The sequence below is a fragment of the Nocardia cyriacigeorgica genome (assembly GCF_029868385.1).
Classification (GTDB): domain Bacteria; phylum Actinomycetota; class Actinomycetes; order Mycobacteriales; family Mycobacteriaceae; genus Nocardia; species Nocardia cyriacigeorgica_F.
In genome coordinates this window covers 31,778-47,140 of sequence record NZ_JARWNX010000032.1, presented here as the reverse complement: position 1 = coordinate 47,140, position 15,363 = coordinate 31,778, and the positions used below count along the sequence as shown (strand labels likewise).

19 protein-coding genes are annotated in these 15,363 nt (G+C 66.0%); 7 read left to right on the top strand and 12 right to left on the bottom strand.

Annotated features, from left to right (window positions below):
• Positions 1-83 precede the first annotated feature (83 nt).
• The gene (locus QH168_RS07270) at positions 84-1,235 is read left to right on the top strand and encodes a S1C family serine protease (RefSeq protein ID WP_280233730.1); all 1,152 of its coding nucleotides are present in this window, start codon (positions 84-86) and stop codon (positions 1,233-1,235) included.
• Between the two features lie 18 nt (positions 1,236-1,253).
• On the opposite strand, the gene QH168_RS07265 is transcribed toward QH168_RS07270, so the two are convergent.
• From QH168_RS07265 to QH168_RS07250, 4 genes are all read right to left on the bottom strand, one after another.
• Positions 1,254-1,820 carry a vitamin K epoxide reductase family protein gene (locus QH168_RS07265; protein ID WP_280233729.1) on the bottom strand — a complete coding sequence of 189 codons (567 nt, stop codon included), beginning with the start codon at positions 1,818-1,820 and terminating at the stop codon, positions 1,254-1,256.
• A complete protein-coding gene (locus QH168_RS07260) occupies positions 1,817-2,608 on the bottom strand; it encodes a DsbA family protein (RefSeq protein ID WP_280233728.1) in 792 nt (263 codons plus the stop codon). The genes QH168_RS07265 and QH168_RS07260 overlap by 4 nt, the downstream gene beginning before the upstream one ends.
• 425 nt (positions 2,609-3,033) lie before the next feature.
• A complete protein-coding gene (locus QH168_RS07255) occupies positions 3,034-3,651 on the bottom strand; it encodes a pyridoxamine 5'-phosphate oxidase family protein (protein WP_280233727.1) in 618 nt (205 codons plus the stop codon).
• A 2-nt stretch (positions 3,652-3,653) separates the two neighbouring features.
• Positions 3,654-4,043, bottom strand: coding sequence for a DsrE family protein (locus tag QH168_RS07250; RefSeq protein WP_280233726.1), 390 nt, complete (start codon positions 4,041-4,043; stop codon positions 3,654-3,656).
• Positions 4,044-4,173: 130 nt separating this feature from the next.
• Here QH168_RS07250 and QH168_RS07245 point away from each other — a divergent pair, with 130 nt between their 5' ends.
• The 4 genes from QH168_RS07245 to QH168_RS07230 all read left to right on the top strand — a co-directional run bounded on the left by QH168_RS07245 (position 4,174) and on the right by QH168_RS07230 (position 7,356).
• Positions 4,174-4,740, top strand: a complete 567-nt coding sequence (locus QH168_RS07245) for a TetR/AcrR family transcriptional regulator (RefSeq protein WP_348537573.1) — start codon at positions 4,174-4,176, stop codon at positions 4,738-4,740.
• Between the two features lie 134 nt (positions 4,741-4,874).
• Positions 4,875-5,936, top strand: a complete 1,062-nt coding sequence (locus tag QH168_RS07240) for a DUF6745 domain-containing protein (RefSeq protein ID WP_280233724.1) — start codon at positions 4,875-4,877, stop codon at positions 5,934-5,936.
• A 10-nt stretch (positions 5,937-5,946) separates the two neighbouring features.
• Positions 5,947-6,351: a hypothetical protein gene (locus QH168_RS07235; protein WP_280233723.1), complete on the top strand. Its 405-nt coding sequence runs from the start codon at positions 5,947-5,949 to the stop codon at positions 6,349-6,351.
• Positions 6,352-6,690: 339 nt separating this feature from the next.
• On the top strand, positions 6,691-7,356 hold the full coding sequence (locus QH168_RS07230) for a class I SAM-dependent methyltransferase (RefSeq protein ID WP_280233722.1): 666 nt from the start codon (positions 6,691-6,693) through the stop codon (positions 7,354-7,356).
• 79 nt (positions 7,357-7,435) lie between these two features.
• On the opposite strand, the gene QH168_RS07225 is transcribed toward QH168_RS07230, so the two are convergent.
• The 7 genes from QH168_RS07225 to QH168_RS07195 all read right to left on the bottom strand — a co-directional run bounded on the left by QH168_RS07225 (position 7,436) and on the right by QH168_RS07195 (position 13,391).
• Complete coding sequence (locus tag QH168_RS07225; protein ID WP_432421053.1) at positions 7,436-7,903, bottom strand: polyketide cyclase; 468 nt, start codon at positions 7,901-7,903, stop codon at positions 7,436-7,438.
• A gap of 16 nt (positions 7,904-7,919) precedes the next feature.
• Positions 7,920-9,419, bottom strand: coding sequence for a class I adenylate-forming enzyme family protein (locus QH168_RS07220; protein WP_280233720.1), 1,500 nt, complete (start codon positions 9,417-9,419; stop codon positions 7,920-7,922).
• Positions 9,420-9,608: 189 nt separating this feature from the next.
• The gene (locus QH168_RS07215; RefSeq protein ID WP_280233719.1) at positions 9,609-10,598 is read right to left on the bottom strand and encodes an AurF N-oxygenase family protein; all 990 of its coding nucleotides are present in this window, start codon (positions 10,596-10,598) and stop codon (positions 9,609-9,611) included.
• 172 nt (positions 10,599-10,770) lie between these two features.
• Positions 10,771-11,616 carry a polyphosphate kinase 2 family protein gene (locus QH168_RS07210; protein ID WP_280233718.1) on the bottom strand — a complete coding sequence of 282 codons (846 nt, stop codon included), beginning with the start codon at positions 11,614-11,616 and terminating at the stop codon, positions 10,771-10,773.
• Positions 11,617-11,646: 30 nt separating this feature from the next.
• Entirely contained in the window at positions 11,647-12,378 is a 732-nt protein-coding gene (locus QH168_RS07205; RefSeq protein ID WP_280233716.1) for an ESX secretion-associated protein EspG, read from the bottom strand.
• A complete protein-coding gene (locus QH168_RS07200) occupies positions 12,375-12,974 on the bottom strand; it encodes a hypothetical protein (RefSeq protein ID WP_280233715.1) in 600 nt (199 codons plus the stop codon). The genes QH168_RS07205 and QH168_RS07200 overlap by 4 nt, the downstream gene beginning before the upstream one ends.
• Before the next feature lie 27 nt (positions 12,975-13,001).
• Positions 13,002-13,391 (bottom strand): hypothetical protein, encoded by a 390-nt coding sequence (locus QH168_RS07195; RefSeq protein ID WP_280233714.1) that lies wholly within the window; start codon positions 13,389-13,391, stop codon positions 13,002-13,004.
• A gap of 152 nt (positions 13,392-13,543) precedes the next feature.
• On the opposite strand from QH168_RS07195, the gene QH168_RS07190 reads away from it, so the two are divergent.
• On the top strand, positions 13,544-14,296 hold the full coding sequence (locus QH168_RS07190) for a GntR family transcriptional regulator (protein ID WP_280233713.1): 753 nt from the start codon (positions 13,544-13,546) through the stop codon (positions 14,294-14,296).
• Between the two features lie 113 nt (positions 14,297-14,409).
• The gene (locus tag QH168_RS07185) at positions 14,410-14,772 is read left to right on the top strand and encodes a hypothetical protein (RefSeq protein WP_280233712.1); all 363 of its coding nucleotides are present in this window, start codon (positions 14,410-14,412) and stop codon (positions 14,770-14,772) included.
• Here the strand turns inward: QH168_RS07185 and QH168_RS07180 are convergent.
• Positions 14,721-15,353: a class I SAM-dependent methyltransferase gene (locus QH168_RS07180; protein WP_280233711.1), complete on the bottom strand. Its 633-nt coding sequence runs from the start codon at positions 15,351-15,353 to the stop codon at positions 14,721-14,723. The two genes, QH168_RS07185 and QH168_RS07180, sit on opposite strands and share 52 nt — an antisense overlap.
• Positions 15,354-15,363: the final 10 nt, after the last annotated feature.

Below are 15,363 nucleotides of genomic sequence, written 5' to 3'. Positions count from 1 at the left end.
CGCCGTCACCAGGAATTGATGGGTCTGGACGGACGTGCTCGGGCGACAATGGAGTGATCGGCTGCGGGTGAAGCGGGAGGCGCATGGACGGCGACTGGCAGGATTCGCGCGACTATCGGCGGGATGAGCGTCCCGGCGGGCGGGGTCGTGCGGGCCGGGTCAGTGCGGCGATCGTCGCGGCGATCCTGGCCGTCGCGGCCTTCCTCGGGTATCGCGGCGAGCTGCCGGGCTGGCCGATGCTGGAACGGGTGCCCGCCGCCGCGCCCGCGGTGGTGGCGCCGCGTCCGCCGCTGGACCCGGTGCTCGTCGCGGCCGGGATGGAACCGGTGCTGGTGAACATCAACGCCTCGACCAAACCGTTCGGTGTCGGCGCCGCCGGATCGGGCATCGTGCTGACCGCCGACGGTCAGGTGCTCACCAGCCACCATGTGGTCAAAGGCGCGGAGTCGGTGAAGGTCACCAGGGTCGCCGACGGCCTGGTCTACGAGGCGGAGGTGCTCGGCTACGACTCGAGCACCGATATCGCGCTGCTCGGTCTGGTCGGCGCGACCGGCCTGAGCACGGCCAGGATCGGCAGTTCGTCGGGGCTGCGGTTACGTGATGAGGTGCTCGCCATCGGCAATGCGGGCGGTACCGGCGCACCGACCGCGGTGGCCGGGCGCATCTCCGATCTCGACAGCACCATCCTGGCGTTGAATTCCGCGGATCTGTCCCGTAAGGCGCTCACCGGGATGGTCGAGATCACCGCGGCGGTGAGTTCGGGCCAATCCGGCGGTGCGCTGGCCGATCACGCGGGCTCGGTGGTCGGCGTCATCGCGGCGGCCTCCGGCGACCACGAAGACGACGAGGACCCCGGTATGCAGGCGCAACGTCCGCCGATCGGCTATGCGGTGCCGATCGACACCGCCATGCGGGTGGTCCGCCAGATCCGTTCGGGCACACCCACCGAGACCGTGCACATCGGCCCGACCGCCACACTCGGCGTACTGATCTCCGATGCCCGGCCCAGTGGTGCACGGGTGGACGTGGCACTCTACGGTCTGCCCGCACATGATGCCGGGCTGGCCGACGGCGAGATCATCACCTCGATCGATGGCCGCGCCATCACCACCGCCCGTGCCCTGCGCGCCGCGATCAACCAGCGCAAACCGCAGGATGTGGTGCGGTTGGGCGTCACCGGGCCGGGTGGTGAGCGGACCGTCCGCGTCGTCCTCGGCACGGGGACACCGAACTGAACCCGTCGGCGGTCCGGCTCAGACCAGCGACAGCCAGTAGTCCTGGAACCGCAGGAAGATCAGCACCAGCACCACCGCGTAGAACAGTGCGACGAAGGTCCACCGCCATTCCGCAACCACCCGCATCGGCCCGCGTGAACCGCCCCAGAGCGTCTGGGTGAGCACGGCGAGCAGCGGGGTGATGATGGCCCATACGACCATGCAGTAGGGGCACAGCGCGCCGATCCGGTAGAGGCTCTGGAATATCAGCCAGCAGATGAACACGGTGCCCGCGATGGTGCCGAGCCACAGCCCCACCCAGATCCAGCGCGGCAGCGCCACCCCGGCCACCGCGAGCACGGCCAGGGTGACGACCACCGCGAAACTCGCGACGCCGATGATCGGATTGGGGAATCCGAACAGCGCGGCCTGATCGGTGGTCATCACCGAACCGCAGGACAGGATCGGGTTGAGGCTGCACGAAGGCTGATAGGCGGGGTCGACGAACAGTTTGAACCGTTCGACGGTCAAGACGAACGATGCGATCCAACCGGCCAGACCGCCGATCAGGAGAACCCAGGCAGATCTGGGGGCAGCCGCGATCACTGGCCCGCGGCCTCCGCGATCACCGGCGCCAGCCCACCCGGCGTGAACAACGCCTCACGGGCCTGGACCTGCTGACCGTTGACGAACACGGTCGGCGTGCCCTTGATGCCCTCGTCGAGCAGCTGCTTCGACTTGGCCGTCACGAACTTGTCGTATTTGCGGTCGGTGACGCACTGCGCGATCCCGGGATCGGTGTACCCGACCGACTGCGCGATCTGGATCAATGTCTCATCCGGCAGGCCCGCGCCGCCCTCCGGCGGCTGCTGGGCGAAGACGGCCTGCAACCAGGCCTGGAACTTGTCGACGCCGGTATCGGTGACGCAGTAGGCGGCGTTGGCGCCGCGGGAGGAGAACTCGGTGCTCGACATCTGGTCGAGGAACGCGGCGATGTTGTATTCGACATTGACGGTGCCGTCGGCGACGCCGTCGGCGAGCACCTGGCCGTTGGCTTCCTCGAAGAGCTTGCAGATCGGGCATTGCAGGTCGGCGACCACACGCACGGTGACCTTCGCGTCCGGGTTGCCGATGCGGATGGCGCCGGTGGACTCCTGCGGGTCCTGAGCTTCCACGGGGGCGGCGCCCGGACTGGTGGCGGCCGGACTGCCCGCGATCACGCCGGGGATCGGCCCGAGGTCTTCGTCGGAGCCGCGCATGGCGATCCCGATACCGATCGCGGCGACCAGGCCGACGAGCACCGCGGCGATCCCCACCTGGATGGCGATCTTGCGGTTGCGGTCGGCGCGCTCGGCCGCCGCCAGCGGATTCTTCCGACCCGGTTTATTGCTCACCGTGCGTTCACCACGCCTTTCGCTCGCTTTCGCGTTGCCTGCTGCCCTGATGGTAGAGCCGGACGTGGATATCCGGCGTCATCGGCAAACCCACATCATTGTCGGTGAACCTGAGAGTTTCCGAAATGCCCGGCGTGTTCTCGCGGGGAGCCGGTCAGCGCGGGGTGAGACCGGCCATGAGCAGGTCGCCTGACAAGCGTATGTAACCGATGCCACGGGATCGGGCATCCGTGCACGACGGCAACGCATCCATCAGCAGCCAGGGCGAAGTTTCCCACGGCAGAAGGTGGAGGTTGAGTGCACGCTTGCCGCGGCTGCGATATCGACGACGCGCCCGCATCGATGCTGACGGCTTCGATGCGGGCGAGTGTCGCGTCGAGTAGGAAGAGGAGTCGCCTGACCGACAGCGACGTCGTGGTGCCCGACTATCCGGTTACTTCGACTGCGGCACCGGTACGCGCTGCGGCGAGTTCGGCCTCCAATTGCCGAATACGTTGTCGCAGGGGATCGGTGAGTGCCCGTACTTCGTCCGCGGTGAACCGCGGCGTGATCAGTTTCGGGCAGTTCCAGTCGAACGCACTGACTTCGACCGTCATGAGTCCTTCGAGTTTGCCGTCCACTCCCAGTTGTTCGAGGACTTCGGCTCTGGGGTCGGGATCGAACCGCGCGTGCCCGAGGAGCTTGAGCCGCTTACGGTTCGGGTAGTCCATGGCGATCATCGCAATCCGGTCGTCATGATCCAGGTGGCCGGCGGTGATGTACTGCCGGTTGCCTGGTCGCTCGGCCCACGCCAATCGGGTCGGGCCGAGTACCTTGACGAAACCTGCTGGACCGCCGCGGTGCTGGACATACGGCCAGCCGTTGCGGCCGGTGGAGGCGAGGTAGAAGCTGTCACGGAGCGCCAGGAACTCGGCCTCGGCCTCGCCTATGCCGTCGGGCGCGGATGCGGCGTCGAGCATGTGTTCGTAGCGGCCGTGCGAGCCCTGACGACGCTGGTGGGTCTGCTCGTCAGGTCCGAACGTCAGGGCGAAGTAGTGCTCCACGATCAGAAGGACAGGATGGCGTAGCCGTCGTCGACGAGGGTGCGCAGGCTTGCCAGGCCGGAGGTGCCAGGCAGCGGGTTGTCCTTGATCAGGTCGATGCCGCTGGCCTGGATGCTTTCGCTGCTGCCGAACACATCGGAGCATCCACACGATGCGCCAGCGACGGTGTGGCGGACCGCCTGGTAGACGTCGTAGGCGGGGTGCTCCGGCGAACTCAGCAGTTCAGGCCAGCGGGTACCCGCGCCGTGGAACTGTACCCGGACTTCGTCGCCGGCCTGATCGAAGTCGTAGGCCGCCGCGAGTGCATTGAAGACGCGGCCGAGTGCTTCGTCACCACCGTTGGGGTCGCTCAGCACGAGCACGGCGGTCTTGGTCGCAGCTTCTCGAGTCATTTCGTTTCTCCTATGTGCGATCGAGTGAGCCGTGAGAACGATCGTTCTCACCGGTCTCGAGTAGCATAGGAGAACGATGGTTCTCGACGCAAGGGAGTCCGCTGTGCCGACCGAATCCGACGCGCTACGAGTGCTCACCGCGGCTGATCGCCTGTTCAACGATCGCGGGGTGCAGGCGGTGGGGATGGACGCCATCCGGGACGCGGCGAATATTCCGCTGAAGCGGCTGTACCGGCTCTTTCCTTCGAAGGCCGACATCGTGTGTGCCGTGCTGACGCGTCGCGACCGTGAAGTGCGGACGGCGATCGTGGATTTCGTCGACGCGCGCGCACAGACTCCGCGAGACCGGGTACTGGCCGTGTTCGACTTTCTGTTCGACTGGTTCTCCGAGCCCGGCTTCCGTGGCTGCCTTTTCATCAACACGGTGGGCGAGCTGGGCGGCACCTCCGACGATGTCGGTCGGATCGCCAGGCAGCACAAGCGTGCGGTGCGGGAGTATCTGGCCGAACTCCTCGCCGAGTGTCCAGTGCCAGAGTCTCTTGCCGACCAGTTGCTGATTCTCGCCAACGGCGCGATGGTCACCGCTGCGATGCACGACGACCCCGAGGCTGCACGCAGGGCGCGCGCGGCTGCCGAGATCCTGTTCGCGGCAGCCGAACGCGACGGCGACCGAGATGTCGACGATCGCGCGCGCTGACGCCGCTGATCTGTAGTTCGCCAAAGGTGGCAACGCTTCTGGCCCATGTATTCACAGGCTTGCTTGCTGATTCACGAGTGATCTGTCAATCTTGATCGCATGATCGTTGGAAAGGACGACACCACCGTCATCCGGTGAGTGGTCTCGGGCAGCGGGAAGCTGCGCATCTCCGCAAGAAATGGTTCGGCCGGATTCTGTCCACCGAACCAGCCGATCGGAAGGCCGCCGAGGCGGCGATCTCCGAAATCTACGAACTCGCCGGACTCGGTCCACCGCGTTTCCGGTGGGTCACTTCACCGCTGATCGCTCGGTCGACCGGTGAACCGGGGGCGAAAACCGAAATCCGACCGGCTTCGGTATCGGAACACCCTGTAGTGCAGTATCTTTCGCGAATACTCGGCCGTACGCGGGTGACGGTCGGAATGTCGCGGCAGGCCTACGACGACTGGGCCGCCACCCTCGCCCCCTTCGAACATTATGTGACCGGGCCGCTGAGCACCTTCTGGAACAGCACCCTCGGACGCATCATCGCGGCCGCCGATCCGCCGCCGAGTTCGATGTCGCGAACCACCACTCACTGCGCATCGGGTGCAGTATGGGCCGACTTTCCACCCAACCGCGCACCCGAACGTGCACGCGCATGGGAACTCTGGGCCGCGGTGGCCGCGACCTGCGGACCATGGTGGCCGGAGAAGAACCTGTGCGTGGTCTCGGAACGTCCCGAAACGCTGCGAACGGAAGAAGTGGACGACCTCGGCCAAGTGCGGTTGCACTGTGCCGACGGACCGGCTGTCCGCTACGCCGACGGCTGGGAGCTGTACTTCTGGCACGGCACCCGCGTGCCGTCGTGGGTGATCACCGATCCCACCGCCGAGGCCATCGACCGTGAAACCAATATCGAGGTGAGACGTTGCGCCATCGAGCGGCTCGGCTGGCCCGCCTACCTAGAGGAATCCGGGATGGCGCTGCTCACCACCGCCCCCGATCCGGGGAATCACGGATTCGAACTGATGCTCTACGACCTGTCGCGTAACCAGCGGGTCCTGGTGGCGGTGAACGGTTCGGTCGAACGCGACGGTACCCGCCGCCGATACGGCCTGACCGTCCCCGGCTATCTCAGTGACCCCGTCGACGCCGCGGCCTGGACCTACGGCCTCACCGGCCCGCAATACGCCCAACTCTGCCATCGCACCTGAGGTGATACCCATGACCGAACCCTTTGTCCTCGACCAGCTCGAGCAGTCCGTCCGCATCCCGGTCATTCGCGGGATGTACGCGCAGGGCGATCTGATCGTCGTCCCGCTCCATCTCCTGGATTCGGTGACGCCGCGCGCGGACGCACAGTGGCGGCCCGTCCCACCGGACGGCATCGAAGTGCTCCGCGGCGCCGCCGGCGGCAATCCGCACGCCCTGGTCGCCGAACCGGGTACCTGCCGCTGGACCACCGACGTCGCCGATCCCACCGGTCTTGCGCTCGGCATCTTCGATGCCGACGCCGTCGCCTACCTCATGCATCCCGAGCACGGCGCGACGGGAAGCCACCCGGGCCGGTACGTCATTCGCAGACAACGTGAGCATTCCGAACACCGCGCCCGATACGTAGCCGACTGAGCGTATGTCCCGCCGCCGGATCGGTGACCGGCGGCGGGACATACCGGAATTCACATCGATTGCGTCGCAAGCAGTTCCACTCGACGGATCCCCCGCGTATGGGAAGGCCGACTCCTTGACCGGTGATCGGTCCCACGCCACACTCCTCATACCGATTTCGACGAGAAGTGATCCGTTCGCGTGCGGCTTCGAGGAGCGAGCAATGAAGATCTCGGTCGAGCACCCGACGAGCCCGGCCTCGGACCACTTCGGCCGGTCGCGATGACCCCATTCGATCGCACTGCGCGAGGAAAATGCGCAGCTGACTTCTTCGACGCAGGGTTTCGCGAAACCTTCTCCATGCTGGGCATCTACGATGACACCGACAGGGAGATCGAGGCGATCGTCGCTCTGCTCCGATTGCCACTCGGGGCGCGAATACTCGACGTCCCGTGCGGTTTCGGCCGTCACGCCGGACCGCTCGGTCGGCGCGGCTATCGCGTCGTCGGCATCGACAACTCACCGGACCAACTCGATGATGCCCGCCGTCAATACCCGGACTCTACGTTCGTCCTGACGGATATGCGCACACCACCAGCCGGTCCCTACGACGCGATTCTGAATCTGTGGACCAGTTTCGGCCTGCTGGGCACCCGCGAGGAAGACTCTGCCGCCCTCGCGGCCTGGGCCGAGGTCCTCGCGCCCGGAGGCAAGCTGGTCATGGACATCGATACCCTCGAATGTTTCGAGCACCGGGTGCGAAAGGGCAACGAATCGGTGAGTTCGCGGATTCTGCGACGATCCGATCTCGTCGGCTACGCCCGATACGAGTGGACCACCCAAGAACTCGAACTCCGCTGGACGCGGCCCGGATGGTCGCGACTGGGGCGGCTCACCATGTATTCCCGCCCACAGCTCGAGACAGCGCTCCGCGCAGCCGGATTCGGCGCGGTGACATTCACGGGCGGTTTCGATGGCCGTCCGGTAGACCTGGACAGCAGAACCGTCATCGTGGCCACCAAATAGCGCCGCACTCCGATCCGATACGGTGCCGGTACCTGCCGGTGGGCATCTGCTGGCAATGCCCACCGGCGCGACCGATCGCCTACTTCTTCGCCACGGTTCTGGCGAGAATGCCGAGCGTGGCCCGCAGCCCCGACTCGGGAATGATCGGGAAGACCCCCATTTCGCGGTAGGGCGCCGCGATCTGACTCCAGTCGTAGTACGAGGTCACCAGGGAGCCGATCTCGCTCGGCTCCAGACGGTAGCCGTAGCGATGTTCGACCGGGGTCTCCGTTACTCCGGTGACCGTCCACTCGATATGGGCGTCTTGTTCGAACGCGGTGATGATCACCGTGACGTCGTACTTTCCCATGGGAAAGTCATTGAGCGATTCGCGATCCATATGCACGATGAATTCATCGCCGACGGCGGTGACGGATTCGCCTTCCGCGGACTGGAGCGTGCCCGAGCTGTCGATCGACACATGCCCTTCGGGTGAGCACAGTAGGGCGAAGATCTCGGCGGGCCGTGCCGCGATCTGCCGTCGAACCTCGAACCGTTCTTCACTCATGCGATGCATTATCGCCTTATCTGAGTTCACGTTTCAGGATCTCGCCGCTTCCAGCCCTGGGGAGATCAGTGACGAACTCGATGATCCTCGGGTGCTTGTGATGGGCGAGTCGACCCTCGAGCCAGCCGAACAGTTCCGTCTCGTCGAGTTCGTGACCGCGGCCCAGCACCACGACTGCTTTCACGGCCTCACCCCACTGCGGGTGGGGTACGCCGACGACGGCGGCCTCGCGCACAGCGGGGTGTGCGCCGATCGCGTTCTCGACCTCGATCGAGTAGACGTTCTCGCCGCCCACGATGATCATGTCCTTCAGCCGGTCGCGGACGTAGAGGAATCCGTCGTCGTCGATCGACCCGATATCGCCGGTGCGGAACCAGCCGTCAGCGGATATCGCGGCGGCGGTCTCCGCGGGCTTGTTCCAGTATCCGATGGTCAGTTGCGGTGTGCGGAGCCAGATCTCGCCGTCGGTGCCCGCGCCGACATCACGGTTGGTGGAAACTTCGACGATCCGGCACTCGCAGTTGGGCAGAATGCGGCCGACACTGCCCGGATGCCGGTCGACCTCGCCCCGGCGCAGCGTCGGCGCGATGGCCACCCCGGCACAGGTTTCGGTCAAGCCGTAACCCTGTGAGAAGCCGGTCTGCGGCAGCATTTCCATCGCTTCCTCGACCAGTGAACTGTTCGAGGGCGCCGAGCCGTAGACGATCAGTTCGAGAGTGGACAGGTCGAAGGCATCGGCGGCCTTCTCGGCGACCAGACCGGTCAGCTGGGTCGGCACCAGGCTGGTATGGGTGACACCTCGGCCCTCGATCGCACCGGCGATATCGGTGATCGCGTCCCCCGACGGGATGACCACCTCCCCACCCACGTGTACACAGCAGATCACCGAACTCATCCCGCTCATCCGGAACAGCGGCAGGCAGGCCATGTATCTGATGTCCGGGTGCAGCGCCCAGGCCACCGCCGCCTGCTGGGACATCTCCCGCAGGTTTCGCTCGACGAGCTGGATGCCCTTGGGCTCACCGGTGGTGCCGGTCGTGTAGGCCAGCAGCACGACAGATTCGTCGGATTGCTCACCGTCCGGTGCGTAGCCGGAATCTCCTGCGGCATACCAATGTTCGAATTCGGAGCCGTCCAGCAAGATCACGGGACAGCTCGCGTCCAACCCCGACGCCGACTCCGGCTCGGCGAAGAGTAGGGACGGGTTGCAGTCGTCCAGTACGGCGCGGAGCTCGGTCACCGTCAGCCCCCAGTTCAGGCCGACCAGCGCGATACCGGCCCAGGAGGCGGCGTAGACGAGCTGGACGTACGCCAGATCGTTGTGCGCCAGCACTGCTATCCGGTCTCCCCGGCGTAGGCCGGCAGCGTGCAGCCGGTCCGCGATTCGCGCCACGTCCCCGGCGAACTCCGCGTAGGTCTGCGTGCCCGCAGGAGCGCTGACCGCGCGGGATCTGCCGCGGTTGCGGGCATGGCTCGCCATCCGGCCTGCCAGAGTAGGAGCGTGAGAGATGGTCATCGGCGTCTCCCTAGATCTGGCTGCGGCCGCAGCCATCTGCCCGGCGTGCCGGATCAGTCGTGGGTCGTCACCGGTCCCGAAGATGGTGTCGGGCATCGTATCCGGGAATCGATCGAGCTGCCACGCGAATCGAAACGCGCTGGTTCTGCTCTAGCCAGGGAGACCGCCTCCGCGGTCGAGGGCCGAACCTCAGGCGGCCGCTCGCCGTGCGGGCTCGCTGCGGTAGCGCGATGCGTTGCCGTCGATTCCGAGTACCTTCCACACCAGCTTCGACACCGGGTTGATCAACCCGCTCTGCTCGGCCAGCGCGCGCACATCGGCGAAGATATCGCGTAGGGAATTGCGGGAATCCTCACTGCGCCAATACATGTCCTTCACCACCGACTGCGGGATATCGAACTTCTCGATGAATTCCTTCGGCGGAGTCGCGATCATCTCGCACATGATGCGCATCGCCGTGGGGAACAGCAGGGAGAGCGCGAACCGGGTGGCCGGATGCATCTTCGGCACATTGCGGCGCAGGTACTCGTGTGCGAACGAGATGTGGCGCGCTTCCTCGGCCACGTGAATCTGCATGACCCGCTGCACCATCGGATGCATCTGCTCGCCACCGCGCAGGATCGACTTCTGCAAATGGTCGATGGGTTCCTCGCCGCCGAGCACCATGGTGAAGAAGAACTCGGGGAAGTACTTCACCGCGGGCCAGATGATCATCGTCAGCTTGCGGTCGATCGATCCCATACCGATGACGTCCTCGCCGATGCGATTGATCATCTCCTGGAACATGAGCGTGTGGTTGCACTCTTCGGCCGCCTCATGGGTGATGAAGCGGAACTCGGGATCACCATTGGGCAGCGACACCACGTACTGCATGAGTCCGCGAATCAGCAGCTGCTCGAAGTCGAGCCCCACCTTCGCGATCCCGGCCTGCCGCCACATTCCCATGGCGATCTGTTTCTCCACCGGCAGCGCCTTGTACCAGGGGTGGCGGCCGAGCGGATCGGCTTCGGGTAGCACCCAGCGTCGATCGTTACGGTCGACGCCGAAGTCAGGGGAGTCCCAATCGATATCCAGATAGGGATCGAAGTGCCTGTTGACCGATCCCTCGGAGAGCCCCTGTAGTACCTCGCGGTAGGTCTGATCAGCGGATTCCGGCTTCGATACAGCGGACAGCGTCATCGATGTCTCCCTTGCTCCGGCCTCCGGGAAATTATCTGGGACCCGGAGTCTCAGTAAATGGTAGACGCCCGCACCACTGCCATACAAGTGTGTACGGAATGCCCACGGGTGAGAGGCACCTGAGCGCGGCAAACGCCGAGAGGGTCTCGCTCAGGTGCCGCTCGACAGCGGCTCAGGCCTTGTCGAGGCGGGCCAGCTGTTCGGCGATATCGAAGCCTGCCGGGGGCCAGTCGAGGTCGAGGGTGCGCAGGGCCTCGATGAGCAGTTCGGTGACGGCGAGGCGGGAGTACCACTTGTTGTCGGCGGGCAGCACGTACCAGGGTGCGTTCTCGGTGGAGGTGCGATCGAGCATGGCCTGATAGGCGTCCTGATAGGCGGGCCAGAAAGCGCGCTCATCGATATCGGAGGGATTGAACTTCCAGTACTTGTCGGGACGCTCCAGGCGTTGGCGCAACCGCTTCTTCTGCTCGTCGAGCGAGACGAACATGGCGACCTTCACCAGGGTGATGCCCTCCTCGGTGAGTTCGCGCTCGAAGGCATTGATCTCGTCGTATCGCTCACCCCAGACGGTGGGCGGTACGAGATCGTGCACACGCACCACCAGCACGTCTTCGTAGTGCGAACGGTCGAAGACGCCGATCTGCCCACCGCGCGGCAGCGCCTTGCGGATACGCCACAGATAGTGGTGCCGCTTCTCCTCCTCGGTGGGCACACCGAAGGCGGCGTGGTCGACGCCCTGCGGGTCGACCGAACCGATCACATGCCGGACGATGCCGCCCTTGCCCGCGGTATCCATACCCTGCAACACCAGCAGCACACTGCGCGAATCACCGGATCGGCCATTGGCGTACAGCTTTTCCTGGAGATCCGACAGCACCTTGCCGCGCTCGGCGAGCTGGGCTTCGGCGAGCTTCTTGTCGCCGTCGAAACCCGGACGGGCCGAGGTGTCGAGTTCGGCGATGCGCAGGCCGTCGGCCTTCAGTGCTTGCCGTGCCGGAATCGACCAATGCTTCGCCATCCGTCAGAACTATCACATTCCCGGCCGCGATCAGCGGATCTGCGCCAGTCTGAGCAGCTGGCAGGCGAAATCGGTATCGGTCACCGGTGTGAGGGTGAGTTCGTCGGCGGTGGTGAGCAGATAGCGACCGTCGCCGGAGATGTCGAGCCAGGTGCGATGCCGGGTGGGCGGTGACATCGGATTGTCCGGTTCCACCGTGACGGTGATGAAACCGCGTCCGTCCACCGGTTTGCGCAATGCGCGGCGGAAGCGGGCGGCGCCGCGCTCACCGTTGGCGGAGAAGGTCTGGCCGTTGCCCGCGTGATCGGTGGCGCCGAGCACCGCGTCCTGCGGTTCGCGCAGGGTGGCCGACCGTCCGGGAGGCGCTGTTCCGATCAGCTCGACCAGCTGCTCGCCCAGACCACGCGCATGGCACATCAGCACGGTCACCCCGGCGGGGGTGCCCACCAGGATGGCGGCGTGCTGATGCACCACCGCGGCGAAGGCGAGGATGCGTTCGGGGCGGCCGCCATCGGCGATGGCGGTGCGTTCACCGGACACGGTGATGGTGGTGGCATCGGCGCGGGCACACAACATGAGCGCGGCCGCCAGATCGGGATCGGCCTGTCTGGCGAACCGCTGCGGTAATCGCAGCCCGAGGTGCTCGGTATCGGTGCGCACCGTGGCGCCCGGCACCATATTGACCGGGTAGGGGCGGCGATCGAGATCGGTTTCGTTCTGCCAGACGTAGCTGAACTCGTCCGGGGTGAGTACCCATTTCACAGTGGCTGGCTCCCGCCGCCGGTGGGGGCGGTGCGGGTGACGGCGAAGCGCGGCACCCGATCTCCCGAAGCGGGGATGGCGGGGGAGTAGACGTGTGTCATGAGGTCCTGGACGTCGGCGGTGACGGCCGCCGCCGCGATGTCGTGATCCATTCTTCGTTGTCCGCCGTGGATGGCTTCGGCGGCCGGATCGTCGAGCGGACGATACGGCTCCGGCGGCACGATCGCAGCTCGAACCGTCTGCGCCGCATCGCGATCGAACTCGAGCAGCGCCGCGACCGCGGCGCAGACATCGTGGGCGTCGGTGCCGACGCGGATGAACTCGCGGGTGGCCTGCGCCGCCGCGTCGGCCGTCTGCCCCGACCATCGCGCGAACTCGCGATCGGCGGCGGCGCCGAAGGCGCGGAACGCCTCACCCACTGCGACGGCGTTCGCCCGCCATACCGCGGCCGCCCGGTCGAGTGCGGCCGGATCCATCACCTCGTGCACGCGATCCCAGATCTCCTGATGGGTGTAGCCGATGAAATGTTCGCGCTCCGGTGCGTAGGCGGGATCGGTGTCACCTGCCGGGGCAACGGATTCGGCGTGATCTGCCATGGGACGCTCCTCACTCGATACCCGGCGTCATCGCGGCGCCAGATGTGCGGCGACGAGGTCGATCGCCGCCTTGTTGGCGGCCTCGGCGTCGGCGAACTTCTTGCCCGCTGCCAGATAGGCGGCTTTGTAGAGCAGTGCGGTCTCCTGTAGCGCGGTCAGTGTGTCGAGGTATTCGCGGCCCTTTGCGCCGAAGCCCCTGGCCAGCGCCCGGCCGGTGGGCAGGTCGGGGAACCCGGAAACCTCGGTGATCACATGCGATTCGGCTCTGGCGCGTTGTAGATCGTCGACGAGTGTGTCGCAGGCCGCGGCCAGATTCGACGCCACGTCCTCCGCCAGTTCGAACGGCGCCGCGCCGCCGTCGACCGCCGCGACATACAACTGCCGAGCCCGGCTCTGTCCCGTCTCCGGTACCGCCATCTGGGCTCCCCCTTCCGCTCGGTCCATCACATCCCCGCCGCGCCGATTCGGACTCTACCGGTCCGAAATGCCGGATGCCGGTCCGTTCGGGTCCGGCGCCGAGGCCGCGGCTGTGATGTCGGGCACGATAGTGGGGATTACACTCGCGTCCTGTGTCCGAGACCGAGGAATCGCTGCCGAAGTACCTGCGAATCGCCGAGGACATCCGGGGCCGGATCGAGCGCGGCGAACTCGGCGTCGGGGCCGAGGTGGAGTCCGAACGCGAGCTGGCGGTGCGCTGGGCGGTGGCGCGGCCGACGGCGGCGAAGGCGTTGAATACGTTGCGGCAGAGCGGGATGGTCGAATCGCGGCGCGGTTCGGGAACCTATGTCGCGCACCGTCGTCCGGTTGTCGTCCGGGACGACGGGCCCGTCCGGTGGAGGCGTGCTGGCGACGGTCACGAAGTGGATGGTTCGGGTGGATCGGTCCGATCGATCACCGTGGTGGCGGCGGCGTTGGTCGAGATGCCCGCGGCCGTCGCCGATGTCTTCGGTTTCGCCGGGACGGCGGTCATGCGCACCGTCGCGATCACCTCCGCCGGAACTACCGAACTGCGGACGTCCTGGTATCCCGGTGAATTCGGTGCGCTCGCGAGCCGACTGCTGGAGACCAGGCCCATCGAGGGCGGTGTGCGGCGATATGTGGAGACCGCGAGCGGACGCATCGAGGCTCGGAGGTATGAACGGGTCTGCGCACGAACGGTTTCCGAGATCGAACGAACCCATCTCGGTGTGGAATCCGACGCGCCGGTGCTGGTCCGCCAGACCGTGCGCTACGACGATGCGGACACGGTGCTGTGTATCGCCGAAACGGTCTATCCGCCCGGCCGCTGGGTGTTGGAACGGCACGACCGCCCGGATCGCTGACAGGCGCTGTGGCGCAGCGATTCCGGCCGCCGCCGGGTCATTGACAGGGCAGTGCGCAAGTGGCATAGTCCATTTATCGAGAATTGGCATAGTCCACTGGGTGGGGAGGCGCTGTGTTCGATCATTCGCCATCGAGCGGTTTGGCCATCGGTTCCTGGATCAGCGTCGGTGAGCACTGCTCGGTGCGGTTGGCGCCCCTCCTCGATGACGATCACCTCGCCTTCGTCTTCGAAAGCGGCGGAAGCGAATTCGAGCTGACCCTCGCGCCCGGCGTGCTCCGCACGATGATCGATCTGGCAGACGAAGCCGTATCGGCTGCCGTATCGGCGCCGGGACACCCGGACGCCCAGCAAGCGGCTGGAAATCCGCCCCTCGTCGGATCCACGCTGGAACTGCTAGGACCGTCGTCCGCGGCGCAGGCGACTCACCCCGGACGAGTCGCCGATACGTACTGCAACAGCCGATGGATCTCCTGATCGATCTCGGTCAACCCGTGCTCGGCGAACAGGGTGGGGAAGGTATCGGTATCGAAGACCCGCAGACCCGACCACCCGCCGACGATCCTGGTCGCCTGCCCGAACGTCGAATCGCCGCGATGACTCGTGGTGATCGCGATCCGGCCGCCCGGCGCAAGCACCCGGATCATCTCCCGTGCCGCCGCCAGCGGATCCGGGATCAGATACAGCGCACCGAAACAGCACACCGCGTCGAAGGACCCGTCCGGGAACGGCAGAAACCGGGCGTCACCACGCAGATAGCCCACCCGTGGGCCCGAATTGTCCGCGACCGCCCTCGCCAGCATCGGCGGCGAGAAGTCCACACCCACCGCATAACCGTCACCGGAGAGCTGCTCGCTCAGATAGCGCGTGAAGATGCCGGGACCACAGGCGATATCGAGCACCCGATGCGCGCTCGTCAACCGCAGCGATTCGGCCGCGAACCGGCGATCCGATTCGGTGGTGCGCCCACTGGCCAAGTAGAACAGCGCGGGCCGCCACGCCCGTTCGTACACCGCGGCCAACGCCGGATTGTTCATGGTGCGCCGTGCGAGATTCATCGTGCCGACT

Bases quoted from the DNA above. Each gene is read 5' to 3' on its own strand.
- QH168_RS07200 (WP_280233715.1), bottom strand. From the start codon at position 12,974: ATGGCAGATCACGCCGAATCCGTTGCCCCGGCAGGTGACACCGATCCC.
- QH168_RS07195 (WP_280233714.1), bottom strand. From the start codon at position 13,391: ATGGCGGTACCGGAGACGGGACAGAGCCGGGCTCGGCAGTTGTATGTC.
- QH168_RS07235 (WP_280233723.1), top strand. From the start codon at position 5,947: ATGACCGAACCCTTTGTCCTCGACCAGCTCGAGCAGTCCGTCCGCATC.
- QH168_RS07225 (WP_432421053.1), bottom strand. From the start codon at position 7,903: ATGAGTGAAGAACGGTTCGAGGTTCGACGGCAGATCGCGGCACGGCCC.
- QH168_RS07210 (WP_280233718.1), bottom strand. From the start codon at position 11,616: ATGGCGAAGCATTGGTCGATTCCGGCACGGCAAGCACTGAAGGCCGAC.
- QH168_RS07215 (WP_280233719.1), bottom strand. From the start codon at position 10,598: ATGACGCTGTCCGCTGTATCGAAGCCGGAATCCGCTGATCAGACCTAC.
- QH168_RS07270 (WP_280233730.1), top strand. From the start codon at position 84: ATGGACGGCGACTGGCAGGATTCGCGCGACTATCGGCGGGATGAGCGT.
- QH168_RS07220 (WP_280233720.1), bottom strand. From the start codon at position 9,419: ATGACCATCTCTCACGCTCCTACTCTGGCAGGCCGGATGGCGAGCCAT.
- QH168_RS07250 (WP_280233726.1), bottom strand. From the start codon at position 4,043: ATGACTCGAGAAGCTGCGACCAAGACCGCCGTGCTCGTGCTGAGCGAC.
- QH168_RS07230 (WP_280233722.1), top strand. From the start codon at position 6,691: ATGCTGGGCATCTACGATGACACCGACAGGGAGATCGAGGCGATCGTC.
- QH168_RS07180 (WP_280233711.1), bottom strand. From the start codon at position 15,353: ATGAATCTCGCACGGCGCACCATGAACAATCCGGCGTTGGCCGCGGTG.